The organism is Pseudomonas sp. PVC-3-1, assembly GCF_057444315.1.
This window is the reverse complement of record NZ_CM172023.1, coordinates 1,933,187-1,948,383: the sequence shown is the minus strand read 5'-3', so window position 1 is coordinate 1,948,383 and position 15,197 is coordinate 1,933,187. Positions and strand designations below refer to the sequence as shown.

Genomic DNA, 15,197 nt, shown 5'->3' with positions numbered 1-15,197 from the left:
TGTCCCGATAGCGGCGCGGCGAGCGACTCCCTATAATGCGCGGCCTATGGCTAAACAGAAGAAACACCCTTCGGGGACCATCGCGCAGAACAAGAAGGCTCTGCACGACTACTTCATCGAGCAGCGCTTCGAGGCGGGCGTCGCCCTGGCCGGCTGGGAAGTGAAAAGCCTGCGCGCCGGCAAGGCGCAGCTGGTGGACAGCTACGTGCTGCTCAAGGATGGCGAAGCCTGGCTGCTGGGCAGCCACATCACGCCGCTGACCACTGCCAGCACCCACGTCATCGCCGACCCGGTGCGCACGCGCAAGCTGCTGCTACACAAGCGTGAGCTGGGCAAGCTGTTCGGTGCCGTGCAGCAGAAAGGCTACGCCTGCGTCGCGTTGTCGATGTACTGGAAGAAGCACCTGATCAAGTGCGAGATCGCACTGGCCAAGGGCAAGAAAGAGTACGACAAGCGCGGCACCGAGAAGGAGCGTGACTCCGACCGGGAAATCCAGCGCGCCATTCGTCACGGCAAGGACGACTGAACCCTTCGCGCCCTCCTGCGGGGGCGCGTTGCCGATCAGGCGTCCACTGCGCCCTGGCGTCGCTGTGCGCGTTGCAGGCGTAACTCTTTCGCCTGCACCTCGGCCAGCACTTCCTGCACGTAGTCGATATGCCGCTGGGAAATCTCCCGCGCCGCTTCCGCGTGCCCGCCGATAATCGCCTCGTACAACTCGCGGTGCTGACGCATCAGCTGCTCGCGGGTTTCGTCACGTTGCGCGTACATCCCGCCGATATTGGTCACCACGTTGCGCTTGAGCAGGTCGAACAGGCCACGAATCGTGTGCAACAGCACAGCGTTATGGCTGGCTTCGGCGATGGCCAGGTGAAAGGCTGCGTCCGCCGCCCCCTCTTCCGCGCGGCTGACCTTGCCCACGCGCTGGTAACAGTCCTGCAGCGTATCGAACGCCTGCGTCAGGCGCTGGTGATCCACCTCGGTAGCGCGCAGCGCGGCGTAATAGGCGCAGGAGCCTTCCAGGGTGTGGCGGAACTCCAGCAAGTCGCGCTGCGCCTCGGGGTTGCTCTCCAGCAGGTGCAGCAGGGGATCGCTGAACATCGAACCCAGCCCTTCGCTGACGTAGTTGCCGCCGCCCTGGCGACTGAGCAACAGGCCCTTGGCCCCCAGCTTCTGGATCGCCTCGCGCAGTGACGGCCGCGACACACCGAACTGCTCGGCCAGCACACGCTCGGCGGGCAGTCGCTCACCAGCCTTGAGGGTGCCCTCGAGGATCATCGCTTCCAGCCGCTCGACGATATCGTCCGACAGACGGCGCTGCTTGACCTGACCGAAACTCATCTTCGTGGACTCCCTCGATAGCGCGCTAAAACCCGCTTACTGAGCAGGGCGCGGCAGCCTAACCACTGCCACCGCCGGCAACAAGACCACTACGCCATTGCGACCAGGCTCGACAAAAGTCGCAGGGCAGCAAATTGACATGCCGCCAGCAGGGCTTTTACCCTGAGCGCTCGGCCTTGTAAATTGGTCTTACCAATTTACCGCAAGCTGAATTGCACGACAACCCATGCACGAAAAAACAAAAAGCCGCGATCTGTCGACCACTGCCAGCGCCACAAGCGCCCCGGATTCGCCCGACCGGCAACAAGGCCCTCCACCCAAAAACAATTAGGGAGCCAATCCAGATGCAAACCTGGCAGCAGATCTACACCCCGCTCGGCAGCCTCGGCCTGTCCGCGCTGGTCGCCGTCATCCCGATCGTGTTCTTCTTCCTCGCCCTCGCCGTGTTCCGCCTCAAGGGTCACGTCGCCGGCAGCATTACCCTCGCCCTTTCGATCATCATCGCCATCGCTGCCTTCGGCATGCCCGCCGACATGGCCATCGCCGCCGCCGGCTATGGCTTCGCCTATGGGCTGTGGCCGATCGCCTGGATCATCGTCGCGGCGGTCTTCCTCTACAAACTCACGGTCAAGAGCGGCCAGTTCGAAGTGATCCGCAGTTCGGTGCTGTCGATCACCGGCGACCAGCGCCTGCAGGTGCTGCTGATCGGCTTCTCCTTCGGCGCCTTCCTCGAAGGTGCGGCGGGCTTCGGCGCGCCGGTGGCGATCACCGCCGCCCTGCTGGTCGGCCTGGGCTTCAATCCGCTGTACGCCGCGGGCCTGTGCCTGATCGCCAACACAGCACCAGTAGCCTTCGGCGCCCTGGGCATCCCGATCATCGTCGCGGGCCAGGTGACCGGTATCGACGCGTTCAAGATCGGCGCCATGACCGGCCGCCAGCTGCCGTTCCTGTCGATCCTCGTACCGTTCTGGCTGGTGTTCATGATGGACGGCCTCAAGGGCGTGAAGGAAACCTGGCCAGCCGCACTGGTCGCTGGTGGCAGCTTCGCCATCACCCAGTACTTCACCTCCAACTTCATCGGCCCGGAACTGCCGGACATCACCTCCGCCCTGGTCAGCCTGATTTCCCTGACCCTGTTCCTGAAGGTCTGGCAACCCGCCAGCGAGCGTGAAGTAGTCGCCACCGCCGGCGGTGCCGCTGTAATGGGCGGTAACGGCCCGCGCAGCGCCGAGCCGACTCCCTACAACTTCGGCGAAATCCTCAAGGCCTGGTCGCCCTTCCTGGTGCTGACCGTACTGGTCACCATCTGGACCCTCAAGCCGTTCAAGGCGCTCTTCGCTCCGGGCGGCGCGCTGTACAACCTGGTGTTCAACTTCGCCATCCCGCACCTGGACCAACTGGTGGTGAAGACCGCGCCAATCGTTGCCAATCCGACGCCGATTGCCGCCGTGTTCAAGCTGGACCCGGTATCGGCCACCGGCACCGCGATCTTCTTCTCCGCTTTGATCTCGATGCTCATCCTGCGCATCAGTGCAAAAACTGGTCTGACCACCTTCAAGGAGACCCTGGTCGAGCTGAAATGGCCGATCCTTTCCATCGGCATGGTGCTGGCCTTCGCCTTCGTCACCAACTACTCGGGCATGTCCACCACCCTGGCGCTGGTCCTGGCCGGCACTGGTGCGGCCTTCCCGTTCTTTTCGCCGTTCCTCGGCTGGCTGGGTGTGTTCCTGACCGGTTCGGATACCTCCTCCAACGCGCTGTTCAGTTCGCTGCAGGCGACCACTGCGCACCAGATCGGGGTCAACGACACCCTGCTGGTGGCCGCCAACACCAGCGGTGGCGTGACCGGCAAGATGATCTCGCCGCAATCCATCGCCGTGGCCTGCGCCGCCACCGGCATGGTCGGCAAGGAATCCGACCTGTTCCGCTTCACCCTCAAGCACAGCCTGATGTTCGCTGCCATGGTGGGTCTGATCACCCTGGCCCAGGCGTACATCTTCACCGGCATGCTGGTTCACTGACCGTGCGCTGATCGGCTGAGCGTCGGCGATACTGCGTTGGAAATGGCCTCGGGGTCCTCACCTACAGTTGTAGGCTCCGCTCCCTCGGTCATTTCCACCTTGTCTCGCTCCAGCTCGCTCGATCCAACACTTTTCTCTCAAAACGGAAGAGCCCAATGATCATCTCTGCCTCTACCGACTATCGCGCCGCAGCCCAACGCAAGCTGCCGCCGTTCCTCTTCCACTACGCCGACGGCGGCGCCTACGCCGAGCGCACCCTGCGCAACAATGTCGACGACCTGGCCAACATCGCCCTGCGCCAGCGCGTGCTGAAGAACATGTCCGAGCTGAGCCTGGAGACGAAGCTGTTCGACGAGACGTTGAACATGCCCATCGCCCTGGCTCCCGTCGGCCTGACCGGCATGTACGCCCGGCGCGGCGAAGTACAGGCAGCCCGCGCGGCGGCGGCGAAAGGCATCCCCTTCACGATGTCCACGGTGTCGGTCTGCCCCATCGAGGAAGTCGCCCCGGCCATCGACCGGCCGATGTGGTTCCAGCTCTACGTGCTGAAGGATCGCGGCTTCATGCGCAACGCCCTGGAGCGTGCCAAGGCCGCCGGCGTGAAGACCCTGGTGTTCACCGTCGACATGCCGGTCCCCGGCGCCCGCTACCGCGACGCCCACTCTGGCATGAGCGGCCCGAATGCACCGCTGCGCCGCGTCTGGCAGGCCATGACGCACCCATCCTGGGCTGTCGACGTGGGCCTGCTGGGCAAGCCCCATGACCTGGGCAACATCTCCAAATACCGCGGCAACCCCACCGGCCTTGCAGACTACATCGGCTGGCTGGGCGCCAACTTCGATCCGTCGATTTCCTGGAAGGATCTGGAGTGGATTCGCGAATTCTGGGACGGCCCGATGATCATCAAGGGCATCCTGGACCCTGAAGACGCCAGGGACGCAGTGAAATTCGGCGCCGACGGCATCGTTGTGTCCAACCACGGTGGCCGCCAGCTCGACGGCGTGCTCTCCAGCGCCCGTGCCCTGCCGGCGATTGCCGACGCCGTGAAAGGCGACCTGAAGATTCTCGCCGACTCCGGCATCCGCAACGGCCTGGACGTGGTGCGCATGATCGCCCTGGGTGCGGACACCGTGCTCATCGGCCGCGCCTTCCTCTACGCCCTGGCAACCCACGGCGAGGCCGGCGTGAAGAACCTGCTGGATCTGTTCGAGAAGGAAATGCGCGTGGCCATGGTATTGACCGGCGCCAAGACCATCGGCGAAATCACCCGTGATTCGCTGGTGCGCGAACTGGGCGCCTAAACGCCCTGTATTGCTGTAGGAGCGAGCTTGCTCGCGAACCTGCCAAGCTCCGTACCTGCCCGGTTCGCGAGCAAGCTCGCTCCTACAAGTCAGACCGTGCCTCGGCGCGTTCGATAAAAGAACACCGATGGACCGTCCAGCGGTCCACGCTCACCGATGATGACTGGAGCCGCCATGAGCCTCCCTGCCGCTTTCCTCGACACGGTAGAACACCTGATCCCCCGCGAGCGCCGCTTCGACGACCCGCTCTCGACCCTGGCCTTCGGCACCGACGCCAGCTTCTACCGACTGATCCCCAAGCTGGTGATCCGCGTCGAGAGCGAAGACGAAGTCGCCACCCTGCTCAAGGCCGCTCACGCCGATCAGGTGGCGGTGACCTTCCGCGCCGCCGGCACCAGCCTCTCCGGCCAGGCCGTCAGCGACTCGGTCCTGCTGGTGCTGGGCGACAACTGGAACGGCCGCGACATACGCGAGGGCGGCACGCAGATTCGCCTGCAGCCCGGCGTCATCGGCGCCCAGGCCAACGCCTGGCTCGCTCCGTTCGGCCGCAAGATCGGCCCGGACCCGGCCTCGATCAACGCCTGCAAGATCGGCGGCATCGTCGCCAACAATGCCAGCGGCATGTGCTGCGGCACCGCGCAGAACAGCTACCACACCCTGGCCGGTCTGCGCCTGCTGCTGGCCGACGGCACGCTGCTGGACAGCGAGTTGCCCGCCAGCGTTGCCGCCTTCCGCGAAAGCCACGGCGCCTTGCTCGACCAGCTTGCCGAGCTCGGCCGGCAGACACGCGCCAACACCGAGCTGGCCGCGAAAATCCGCCACAAGTATCGGCTGAAGAACACCACCGGGCTGTCCCTGAATGCGCTCGTGGATTACGACGAACCGCTGGATATCCTCACCCACCTGATGGTCGGCTCCGAGGGCACCCTGGGCTTCATCAGCGCGGTGACCTACGTCACCGTGCCAGACCACCCGCACAAGGCCAGCGCCCTGATTGTCTTCCCCGACGTGGAGACCTGCTGCAAGGCCGTGACCGTGCTCAAGCAGCAGCCGGTATCCGCCGTAGAACTGCTGGACCGCCGCAGCCTGCGCTCGGTGGAGAACATGCAAGGCATGCCGGAATGGGTGAAGAGCCTGTCCGAAGGCGCCTGCGCGCTGCTCATCGAATCCCGCGCGGCGACCCAGTCGCTGCTGCATGAGCAGCTTGCGCAGATCAGCGCATCCATCGCCGATTACCCGGTGGAAAAGCAGGTCGACTTCAGCGAAGACCCGGTGGTCTACAACCAGCTCTGGCGCATCCGCAAGGACACCTTCCCGGCGGTTGGCGCAGTGCGCGAGACCGGCACCACGGTGATCATCGAGGACGTGACCTTCCCCGTCGAACAGTTGGCCGAGGGCGTAAACCGCCTGATCGAACTGTTCGACAAACACGGCTACGACGAAGCCATCCTGTTCGGCCACGCGCTGGAAGGGAACCTGCACTTCGTCTTCACCCAGGGCTTCGAGTCGCCGGAGCAGATTGCCCGCTACTCGGCCTTCATGGACGACGTCGCGCATCTGGTCGCCGTGGAATACGGCGGCTCGCTCAAGGCCGAGCACGGCACCGGGCGCAACATGGCGCCGTTCGTCGAGCTGGAGTGGGGCCACGACGCCTACCAGCTGATGTGGCAGCTCAAACGCCTGCTCGACCCTAGCGGCATCCTCAACCCCGGCGTGGTACTGACCGATGACCCGCAACTGCACCTGAAGAACCTCAAGCCGCTGCCGGCCGCCGACGAGATCGTCGACAAGTGCATCGAGTGCGGCTTCTGCGAGCCGGTCTGCCCGTCCAAGGGGCTGACCCTCAGCCCGCGCCAGCGCATCGTCATGTGGCGCGACATCCAGGCCAAGCGCCGCGCCGGCATCGACACCACCGAACTGGAGCGCGACTACCAGTACCAGGGCATCGACACCTGCGCCGCCACCGGGCTCTGCGCCCAGCGCTGCCCGGTGAACATCAACACCGGCGAGCTGATCAGGAAATTGCGTGGCGAAGAAGCGCATCACGCCGGCACCGCCAGCTGGCTCGCGCGCAACTTCGCCACAGCACTCAAAGGCGCGAAGTTCATGCTGCATGCCGCCAACGGTGCGCGCATGGTGCTCGGCGCCCCGCGTCTCGCTCGCCTCAGCGCCTCCATCAGCCACGCCAGCAAGGGCCGCGTGCCACAGTGGACGCCGGCCATGCCGCAGCCGGTGCGCCTCACTGTTACGCCGCAAGCCGTGGATAACGGCAAGCCGCGCGTCGTCTACCTGACCGCCTGCGTCTCCCGCGCCATGGGCCCGGCGGCAGCGGACGAGGAGCAGGTGCCGCTGATCGACAAGACCCGCCAGTTGCTGGAGAAGGCCGGCTACCAGGTGGTCTTCCCGGACAACGCCGACAACCTCTGCTGCGGCCAGCCATTCGCCTCCAAAGGCTACAGGGCACAGGCCGACGCCAAGCGTGACGAACTGCTCGCCGAACTGCTGCGCGCAAGCCGTGGCGGCCTCGACCCGATCTACTGCGACACCAGCCCCTGCACCCTGCGCCTGGTGCAGGAACTGGCCGACGACCGGCTGAAGATCTACGACCCGGTAAAGTTCATCCGCACGCATCTGATCGAACGCCTGGACTTCCAGCCGCAGGACAAGCCGGTGGCCGTGCACGTTACCTGCAGCACCCAGCACCTGGGCGAGAGCCAGGCACTGATCGACCTGGTCAAGCGCTGCACCCGCGAAGTGGTGATCCCCGAAGGCATCCACTGCTGTGGCTTCGCCGGCGACAAGGGCTTCACCACGCCCGAGCTGAATGCCCACTCGCTGCGCACGCTCAAGGACGCGGTACAGGTTTGCAAGGAAGGCGTCTCCACCAGCCGCACCTGCGAGATCGGCCTGTCCGCCCATGGCGGCATCGACTATCGCGGCGTGGTCTACCTGGTCGACCGCGTGACCCGCGCGCGCGGCGGATAACGCTCTGTGTAGGAGCGAGCTTGCTCGCGAACATCGCAGTTTCGCCTCATATCCTGAAATCAGGCGAAGCTCGGTTCGCGAACAAGCTCGCTCCGACAGCTGCGGCCCGTTAACTCGGTCTTAATCCATCAGCGCCACCCTCTGCCCGAAATGAAGGACGCCGGCTATCCTGCTGCACAGAGCCGGCTGAGGGGGCAACGATGAGAATCCTGTTGGCAGAAGACGACCAGTTGCTGGGCGATGGCATTCGCGCGGGGCTGGGGCTGGAAGGCGACACGGTGGACTGGGTGAACGATGGCGTGGCCGCCGAGCAGGCGCTGGAGACCGACGAGTTCGACCTGCTGGTGCTCGACCTTGGCCTGCCGCGCAAGGATGGCCTGGAGGTACTGCGCGGCCTGCGCCGGCGCGGCGACCTGACGCCGGTGCTGATCCTCACCGCCCGCGACAAGGTTGCCGACCGCGTGGCGGGCCTCGACGCCGGCGCCGACGACTACCTGACCAAACCCTTCGACCTCGACGAGCTGCTCGCCCGCGTCCGCGCCCTCACCCGCCGGCATACCGGCCGCGCCGCGCCGCTGCTGCAACATGGCGAACTGGCGCTGGACCCGGCCACCCATCAGGTCACCCTGGCTGGCGCGCCGGTCGACCTGGCCCCGCGCGAGTACGCATTGCTGCGCCTGCTGCTGGAACAGCGCGGCAAGGTGCTGTCCCGTGCGCGACTGGTGGAAGCGCTCTACGGCTGGGACGGCGACCTGGAAAGCAATGCCATCGAAGTCCACATCCACCATCTTCGACGCAAGCTGGGCAACAGCCTGATCCGCACCGTGCGCGGCATCGGCTACGGCATCGACCGCCCCGAAGGCGCAACGCAACCTTGAGCAGCAGTGTGCGCCGCGCCGGCTCCATCAGCCGTCGCCTGCTGCTGACGCTGATCGGCGGCGTTTCCGTGCTGTGGCTGGCGGCCGGCCTGTTCACCTACCACCTGACCCGCCAGCAGGTGGACCGCCTCTACGACCAGGACATGATCGACTTCGGCCAGGCCGCCCTGAGCCTGGTGGACATCGCCGACGCCATTGACCCGCAGTCCAGCGACGCCATGGAAATCCTCGCGCGCAGCCGCAAGGCCATCGAAGGCTTGCCGCTGCTGCGCCGCGAAGCCACGCTGGGCTACGCCATCTGGTACCGCGGCCAGCCGCTGCTCGCCACGCACAAGCCGCCGCAAGGCATCGAGGCGCAACCGCCGGGCTTCTCCGACCTGCTCAGCGGCGACGTCAACTGGCGCGTACTGCAGATGGCCACGCCCGGCGCCGACGAGGTGCGCATCTGGGTCTTCGAAAATCTTCACTACCGCCACAAGACGCTGCACCTGTTGCTGTTCAGCGCCCTCTTCCCCCTGCTGCTGGCTTTGCCGCTGATCGGCGTGTTGGTGTGGTTCGGCGTGCGCCAGGGCCTGGCGCCGCTGCGCGGCCTGACCGACCAGATTCATCAACGCAGCGCCCACAGCCTGCATCCGCTGGCCCTGAGCCGCGCCCCGGTGGAGGTGCACAGCCTGGTCAACGAACTGAACCTGCTGCTGGAACGCCTGAGCTCGGCGCTGGAGGCTGAACGCCGCCTGACCAGCGACGCCGCCCACGAAATCCGCACGCCCCTGGCCAGCCTGCGCACCCACGCCCAGGTCGCATTGCGCTCGTCCGACCCTGCTGCCCATGCCCACGGTCTGCAGCAAGTCAGCCGCAGCGTCGAGCGGATCAGCGCACTGATGGAACAGATCCTCCTTCTGGCGCGGCTCGACGCCGAAGAACTCCATGAGATATTTGCCCCGGTAGACCTGCGCCTGCTGGCCGAAGACACCATCGCCGAACTTGCGCCACAAGCCATCGACAAGCAGATCGAACTGACCCTCGACAGCCACGGCGCCACCCTGCAAGGCGTCGCCGCATGGCTCGGGCTGATGCTCACCAACCTGGTCGGCAACGCGTTGCGCTACACCCCCGAGGGCGGCCGAGTGGCGGTCAACCTGGAGAGCGATGGCGGTCGGGTGACCCTCTGGGTGCGCGACAACGGCCCCGGCGTCGCCCCCGCCGAACAGGCAGCGATCTTCACCCGCTTCTACCGCAGCCCCAGCGTTTCCAGCAGCCACGGCAGCGGGCTGGGGCTGCCCATCGTCAAGCGCATCGTGGAGATCCACCATGGGCGCATTTCCCTGCACGAGGGGCTGGAAGGTCTCGGCCTGGGTGTCTGCGTCGAACTCCCGACAACCGCTGGGCAAATACTCTGAACCCCGCGTAAAAGCCCGCAGTCCACCCTGTACGGCTCGCTCAAGCGCGCCGCGCCCCCTCGGTCAAACGAGACAGGAGAACTGCCATGAAACGCGCCGCCCTGCTCATCACCGCCGCCCTGCTGGCCTCGCCGGTCTTCGCGGACGACCTGTGCAGCACCAATCTGCAGAAAGTCGACGACGCGGTGAAAACCACCACCAACAACACCCAGGCCCAGGAACAGGCCATGCGCCTGCAGGAAAAAGCCGCCCAGGCCCAAGCCGCCGGCAACACCAAGGAATGCATCGCCCACACCGAAAAAGCCCTCAAGCTGCTCAAGGACAACGCTGGCGACGGCGGAGCAAACGGGTGACCCCGGCCGCGGCGGCCGGCTACCGTGCCGGCCGCCGCCCATAAGGCCCGCGAAGCCTCGGGCATTCGCAAGGCCGCAGTTCGTTCCCCCGCTCCACCCGCTCCCTAAGATGTAGCGATTGCCGATCACAAGAATCACAACCGGAATCGCCATGCCTGTCTCCCGCCTGCTCATCGCCAACCGTGGCGAGATCGCCATCCGCATCGCCCGCGCCGCCGCCGAGCTGGGTATCCAGACGCTCGCGATCTACGCCGAGGACGACGCCAGCTCGCTGCACACCCGCCAGGCCGACCAGACTGCGGCGCTCAAAGGTCGCGGCGCCAGCGCTTACCTCGACCAGCAGCAGATCATCGACATCGCCTCGGCCCAGGGCTGCGATGCAGTGCATCCCGGCTATGGCTTCCTCTCCGAGAACGCCGAATTCGCCCGCCGCTGCGAAGCCGCCGGCCTGACCTTTGTCGGCCCTTCGGCGGATGTGCTGGAGGTATTCGGCGACAAGGCCCGTGCCCGCGACCTGGCCCGCGACCACGGCGTCGCGCTCGCCGCTGGGAGCAACCGCGCCACCTCGCAGGAGGATGCCGAGCGCTTCTTCCGTGAACTCCCCGCTGGCGCCGGCATGATGATCAAGGCCCTCGCCGGCGGCGGCGGCCGAGGCATGCGCGCCGTGCGCAGCGTCGATGAAATCCCGGACGCTTACGCCCGTTGCCAGGCCGAAGCCCGCGCGGCGTTCGGCGATGACCGCCTTTACGTGGAGCGCCTGATCCAGCGCGCCCGGCACATCGAAGTGCAGGTCATCGGCGATGGCCGCGCCGTCAGCCACCTGTGGGAGCGTGACTGCACCCTGCAGCGACGCAACCAGAAGCTGCTGGAGATCGCCCCCAGCCCCAACCTGCATCCGCGCCTGCGCGGCGCCATACTCGCCGCCGCCGTACGCCTGGCCGAAGCGGTGAATTATCGCGGCCTGGGCACCTTCGAGTTTCTGCTGGACGAGGACAGCGGCGACTTCGTGTTCATGGAAGCCAACCCGCGCCTGCAGGTGGAACATACCGTCACCGAAGCCGTGACCGGCATCGACCTGGTGCAGGCGCAACTGCGCATCGCCGCCGGCGCCAGCCTCGCCGACCTGAACCTGACCCAGGCCGAGATACCCACGCCACGCGGCCACGCCTTGCAACTGCGGATCAACCTGGAAAGCCTCGCCAACGATGGCACGCCGCATCTGGCCTGCGGCACCCTCAGCGCCTACGAGCCGCCCAGCGGCCCCGGCCTGCGCGTGGACGGCTACGGCTACGCCGGCTACCGCAACAGCGCGGGTTACGACTCGCTGCTGGCCAAGCTGATCGTCCACGGCAACGGCGGTTATCCACAGCTGGTACAGCGCGCCTACCGCGCCCTCTGCGAATTCCGCCTGGAGGGCGTGGCGAGCAATATTCCGCTACTGCTCAACCTGCTGCGCCAGACCGCGGTGGCGGACAACCAGGTCACCACGCGCTACATCGAAGAACACCTGCCGGCACTGCTCGGCGCGCAGGATCATGCGCACCCGCACCGTTTCTTCAGCCATGCCGGTGCATCGCCGGACGTCCCGCGCGCCAGCGAAGCGCCAGCCGGGTGCATCGCGCTCGCCACGCCCAGTGCCGGCGTGCTGGTCAGCCTGAATGTCGCGGTCGGGGATGCCGTCGCCCAGGGCCAGACCATCGCCGTGATCGAGGCGATGAAGATGGAGTTCGAGGTCAAGGCCAGCGCCAGCGGCATCGTCCACAGCCTCGCCGCCACACCGGGCGACAGCCTCGGCGAGGGCGACGCATTGCTGTTCGTCGAGCCGGCAGACATTGCCGCGCAGGATATGGTGAGCGCTGCGACCATCGACCTGGACGCCATCCGCGCCGACCTCGCCGAAGTCCTCGAGCGCCATGCCATCGGCCTCGACGAGCGCCGCCCGGAGGCCGTCGCCAAGCGCCACCGGATCGGCAAGCGCACCACCCGCGAGAACCTTGCCGACCTGCTCGATGAGGGCAGCTTCATCGAATACGGCGCGCTGGCCATCGCCGCGCAACGTCGTCGGCGTAGCGTAGAAGAGTTGATCGCCAGCAGCCCGGCGGACGGTCTGGTCAGCGGCCTGGGGAGCATCAACGCCGCACAGTTCGGCGACGAGAGGGCGCGCTGCCTGGTCCTGGCCTACGACTACACGGTATTCGCCGGCACCCAGGGCGTGATGAACCACAAGAAGACCGACCGCATGCTGCATCTGGCAGAGCAATGGCGAATCCCGCTGGTGCTCTACGCCGAAGGCGGCGGCGGACGCCCGGGCGACACCGATTTCGTCGGCGTGGCCGGCCTGGACAACATGAGCTTCGTCGGTCTGGCGCGACTCTCCGGGCTGGTGCCGCTGGTAGGCGTGGTCTCCGGCCGCTGCTTTGCCGGCAACGCCGCACTGCTGGGCTGCTGCGACGTCATCATCGCCACCCGCGATACCAGCCTGGGAATGGCCGGCCCGGCAATGATCGAAGGCGGCGGCCTGGGCAAGTTCGCCCCCGAGGAAGTCGGCCCCAGCGACGTGCAAAGCGCCAACGGCGTGATCGATGTGCTGGTGGAAGACGAGACCGAAGCCACCCGTATCGCCCGCCAGTACCTCGCCTACTTCCAGGGCGACAGCGCCGATTGGCAGTGCGTCGACCAGCGCCTGTTGCGCCACGCGGTGCCGGAGAACCGTCTGCGCGTCTACGACATCCGCCAGATCATCGAACAACTGGCCGACAGCGGCTCGGTACTGGAACTTCGCCGCCACTTCGCCGCCGGCATGATCACCGCCCTGGTGCGCATCGAAGGCAAACCCTTCGGGCTGATCGCCAACAACCCGATGCACCTGGGAGGCGCCATCGATGCCGAGGCGGGCGACAAGGCCGCGCGCTTCATGCAACTGTGCGACGCCTTCGACCTGCCGATCATCTCGCTGTGCGACACCCCCGGTTTCATGGTCGGCCCGGAGGCGGAGAAAACCGGCACCGTGCGCCACGTCTCGCGCATGTTCGTCACCGCCGCCAGCCTCAGCGTGCCGTTCTTCACCGTGGTCCTGCGCAAGGGCTACGGCCTCGGCGCCCAGGCCATGGCCGCTGGCAGCTTCCACGCGGCGCTGTTTACCGTCGCCTGGCCCAGCGGCGAGTTCGGCGCCATGGGGCTGGAGGGGGCGATCCGCCTCGGTTACGCCAAGGAACTGGCCGCAGTGGAAGATGCGCAGGAGCGCCAGGCGCTGTTCGACAAGCTGGTCGCCGCCGCCTACCGCAACGGCAAGGGGCTGAACATGGCCAGCTACCTGGAAATCGACGACGTCATCGACCCGGCCGACACCCGCCGCTGGCTGGTGCGAGGGCTGGCGTCGACGCCCAGGCCCGCTCCACGCCAGGGGAAAAAACGCCCACTGATCGATACCTGGTAAGGCATAGGTTGAGCTGCGCGGCCGATCCGCTAGAATGCGCGGCGTCATTGGGGAGTAGCCGCCCGTTTTCCTGAGCGGGGGCGACGTCAACACACTTGGCCCAAATCGGTTGACGATCTCGCGAGCTGGAGCAGAACAAGGCGAGAGCAGCGGAGAAAGCGCAGTTTACGAATAGTAAATGAGCATTTCTCAGCTGTTCTCAACGCAGTTGTGCCAACGCGCAGCAGATCGTAGGCGGATTTCAGGCCATGGCGTCGCCAGCAGACTAGCCTGGCAAGACCTTTGACCACGTGATCTCCGCAACGGCCGGGGAGATGCGTGGTCATGGGTATTACACCGGCCAGGAGCTTCACCGTGATGCACCACCCCACCCCTCGCTCCATCTGTCTGGAGCTGCACGCATGCTGACCTTCATCCTCGAACTGCTCGGCATGCTGCTGGTGATCCTGATCGCCGCCGAACTCTTCACCAATGCGCTGGAACACTTCGGCGAGCGCCTGGGCATCTCCGAAGGCGTCACCGGCTCGCTGTTCGCCGCCGTCGGCACCGCCCTGCCGGAAACCCTGATCCCGCTGCTGGCGCTGTTCGCCGGCACCAGCAACATCAGCCTCAACGAGGAAGTCGGCGTCGGCGCCATTCTCGGCGCGCCGCTGATGCTCTCCACCCTGTCCACCTGCCTGATGGCCTGCTTCGCCTGGCGCGCCCGTGGCCTGTTCGGGCGCGTCCGCCCCGAGCGCACCGGGCTCAAGCGCGACCTGAACTTCTTCCTGGTCGCCTTCTGCTTCGCCACCCTTGCCATGTTCGTGCCCGCTGAATTGCGCTCCGTGCGCATTGTCCTCAGCGTGCTGCTGGTGCTCACCTACGTCGCCTACATCACCCTGACCCTGCGCGCCTCCCGGAGCCTGGTGGACGACGGCCACGGCACCGAGGCCGACCACCACATGTACCTGTCGCGCATCGGCCTGCCGACCAACCTCGCCACCATCCTGCTGCAACTGCTGCTGGGCCTGGCGTTGCTGGTACTCGGCGCCAAGGGATTCATCCATGGCGTGGAGGGTCTATCGCACATTCTGGGTATTTCTGCGCTGCTGCTGTCGCTGCTGATCATCCCCATCGCCACGGAACTGCCGGAAAAGATCAACAGCATCCTCTGGGTGCGTCGCGGCAAGGACACCCTGGCCTTCGGCAACATCAGCGGCGCCATGGTATTCCAGGGCACCCTGCTGCCCGCCATCGGCATCCTGCTCACGCCCTGGCAGCCGCGCATCGAAGTACTCACTGGCGTCCTGGTCACCCTCGGAGCCGCGCTTTGGCTGCGAATCAACGCCCAGCGCGGCGGTGGCCTGCCAATCTGGGTGCTGATGCTCAACGGCGTGCTGTACGCCGCCTATCTGGGTATCACCCTGTCGCGCTGACGCACGCGCCTCATTGCCTACACTGACAGTCCGGGCTGCCGTTTCGGCGGCAGCCGCACGACTAGCGATA

At 66.2% G+C, this 15,197-nt stretch carries 10 protein-coding genes; 9 read left to right on the top strand and 1 reads right to left on the bottom strand.

Translation table 11 applies throughout. The annotated features are described in order from the left end of the window. Window positions 1-46 precede the first annotated feature (46 nt). Window positions 47-526: an SsrA-binding protein SmpB gene (gene smpB, locus AC2T4A_RS08990; RefSeq protein ID WP_017518965.1), complete on the top strand. Its 480-nt coding sequence runs from the start codon at window positions 47-49 to the stop codon at window positions 524-526. A 35-nt stretch (window positions 527-561) separates the two neighbouring features. Here smpB and AC2T4A_RS08985 read toward each other — a convergent pair whose 3' ends face one another. Beyond that, complete coding sequence (locus tag AC2T4A_RS08985; protein ID WP_416750118.1) at window positions 562-1,338, bottom strand: FCD domain-containing protein; 777 nt, start codon at window positions 1,336-1,338, stop codon at window positions 562-564. 344 nt (window positions 1,339-1,682) lie between these two features. Between AC2T4A_RS08985 and AC2T4A_RS08980 the strand changes: the two genes are divergently transcribed. The 8 genes from AC2T4A_RS08980 to AC2T4A_RS08945 all read left to right on the top strand — a co-directional run bounded on the left by AC2T4A_RS08980 (window position 1,683) and on the right by AC2T4A_RS08945 (window position 15,127). Next, on the top strand, window positions 1,683-3,359 hold the full coding sequence (locus AC2T4A_RS08980) for a lactate permease LctP family transporter (protein ID WP_478379330.1): 1,677 nt from the start codon (window positions 1,683-1,685) through the stop codon (window positions 3,357-3,359). Between the two features lie 155 nt (window positions 3,360-3,514). Then, complete coding sequence (gene lldD, locus AC2T4A_RS08975) at window positions 3,515-4,660, top strand: FMN-dependent L-lactate dehydrogenase LldD (protein ID WP_486743133.1); 1,146 nt, start codon at window positions 3,515-3,517, stop codon at window positions 4,658-4,660. A 174-nt stretch (window positions 4,661-4,834) separates the two neighbouring features. Beyond that, the gene (locus AC2T4A_RS08970; protein WP_486743132.1) at window positions 4,835-7,645 is read left to right on the top strand and encodes an FAD-binding and (Fe-S)-binding domain-containing protein; all 2,811 of its coding nucleotides are present in this window, start codon (window positions 4,835-4,837) and stop codon (window positions 7,643-7,645) included. A gap of 200 nt (window positions 7,646-7,845) precedes the next feature. After that, the gene (locus tag AC2T4A_RS08965) at window positions 7,846-8,523 is read left to right on the top strand and encodes a response regulator (RefSeq protein WP_416750354.1); all 678 of its coding nucleotides are present in this window, start codon (window positions 7,846-7,848) and stop codon (window positions 8,521-8,523) included. Further along, window positions 8,520-9,923 (top strand): sensor histidine kinase, encoded by a 1,404-nt coding sequence (locus AC2T4A_RS08960; RefSeq protein WP_416750125.1) that lies wholly within the window; start codon window positions 8,520-8,522, stop codon window positions 9,921-9,923. The genes AC2T4A_RS08965 and AC2T4A_RS08960 overlap by 4 nt, the downstream gene beginning before the upstream one ends. A gap of 86 nt (window positions 9,924-10,009) precedes the next feature. Continuing rightward, window positions 10,010-10,276 carry a hypothetical protein gene (locus AC2T4A_RS08955; protein ID WP_416750126.1) on the top strand — a complete coding sequence of 89 codons (267 nt, stop codon included), beginning with the start codon at window positions 10,010-10,012 and terminating at the stop codon, window positions 10,274-10,276. Window positions 10,277-10,427: 151 nt separating this feature from the next. Next, window positions 10,428-13,712: an acetyl-CoA carboxylase family protein gene (locus AC2T4A_RS08950; RefSeq protein WP_486743131.1), complete on the top strand. Its 3,285-nt coding sequence runs from the start codon at window positions 10,428-10,430 to the stop codon at window positions 13,710-13,712. Between the two features lie 401 nt (window positions 13,713-14,113). Then, entirely contained in the window at window positions 14,114-15,127 is a 1,014-nt protein-coding gene (locus AC2T4A_RS08945) for a sodium:calcium antiporter (protein ID WP_486743130.1), read from the top strand. The last annotated feature ends 70 nt before the right edge of the window (window positions 15,128-15,197 follow it).

Bases quoted from the DNA above. Each gene is read 5' to 3' on its own strand.
- smpB (WP_017518965.1), top strand. From the start codon at position 47: ATGGCTAAACAGAAGAAACACCCTTCGGGGACCATCGCGCAGAACAAG.
- lldD (WP_486743133.1), top strand. From the start codon at position 3,515: ATGATCATCTCTGCCTCTACCGACTATCGCGCCGCAGCCCAACGCAAG.
- AC2T4A_RS08985 (WP_416750118.1), bottom strand. From the start codon at position 1,338: ATGAGTTTCGGTCAGGTCAAGCAGCGCCGTCTGTCGGACGATATCGTC.
- AC2T4A_RS08950 (WP_486743131.1), top strand. From the start codon at position 10,428: ATGCCTGTCTCCCGCCTGCTCATCGCCAACCGTGGCGAGATCGCCATC.
- AC2T4A_RS08965 (WP_416750354.1), top strand. From the start codon at position 7,846: ATGAGAATCCTGTTGGCAGAAGACGACCAGTTGCTGGGCGATGGCATT.
- AC2T4A_RS08945 (WP_486743130.1), top strand. From the start codon at position 14,114: ATGCTGACCTTCATCCTCGAACTGCTCGGCATGCTGCTGGTGATCCTG.
- AC2T4A_RS08980 (WP_478379330.1), top strand. From the start codon at position 1,683: ATGCAAACCTGGCAGCAGATCTACACCCCGCTCGGCAGCCTCGGCCTG.
- AC2T4A_RS08955 (WP_416750126.1), top strand. From the start codon at position 10,010: ATGAAACGCGCCGCCCTGCTCATCACCGCCGCCCTGCTGGCCTCGCCG.
- AC2T4A_RS08970 (WP_486743132.1), top strand. From the start codon at position 4,835: ATGAGCCTCCCTGCCGCTTTCCTCGACACGGTAGAACACCTGATCCCC.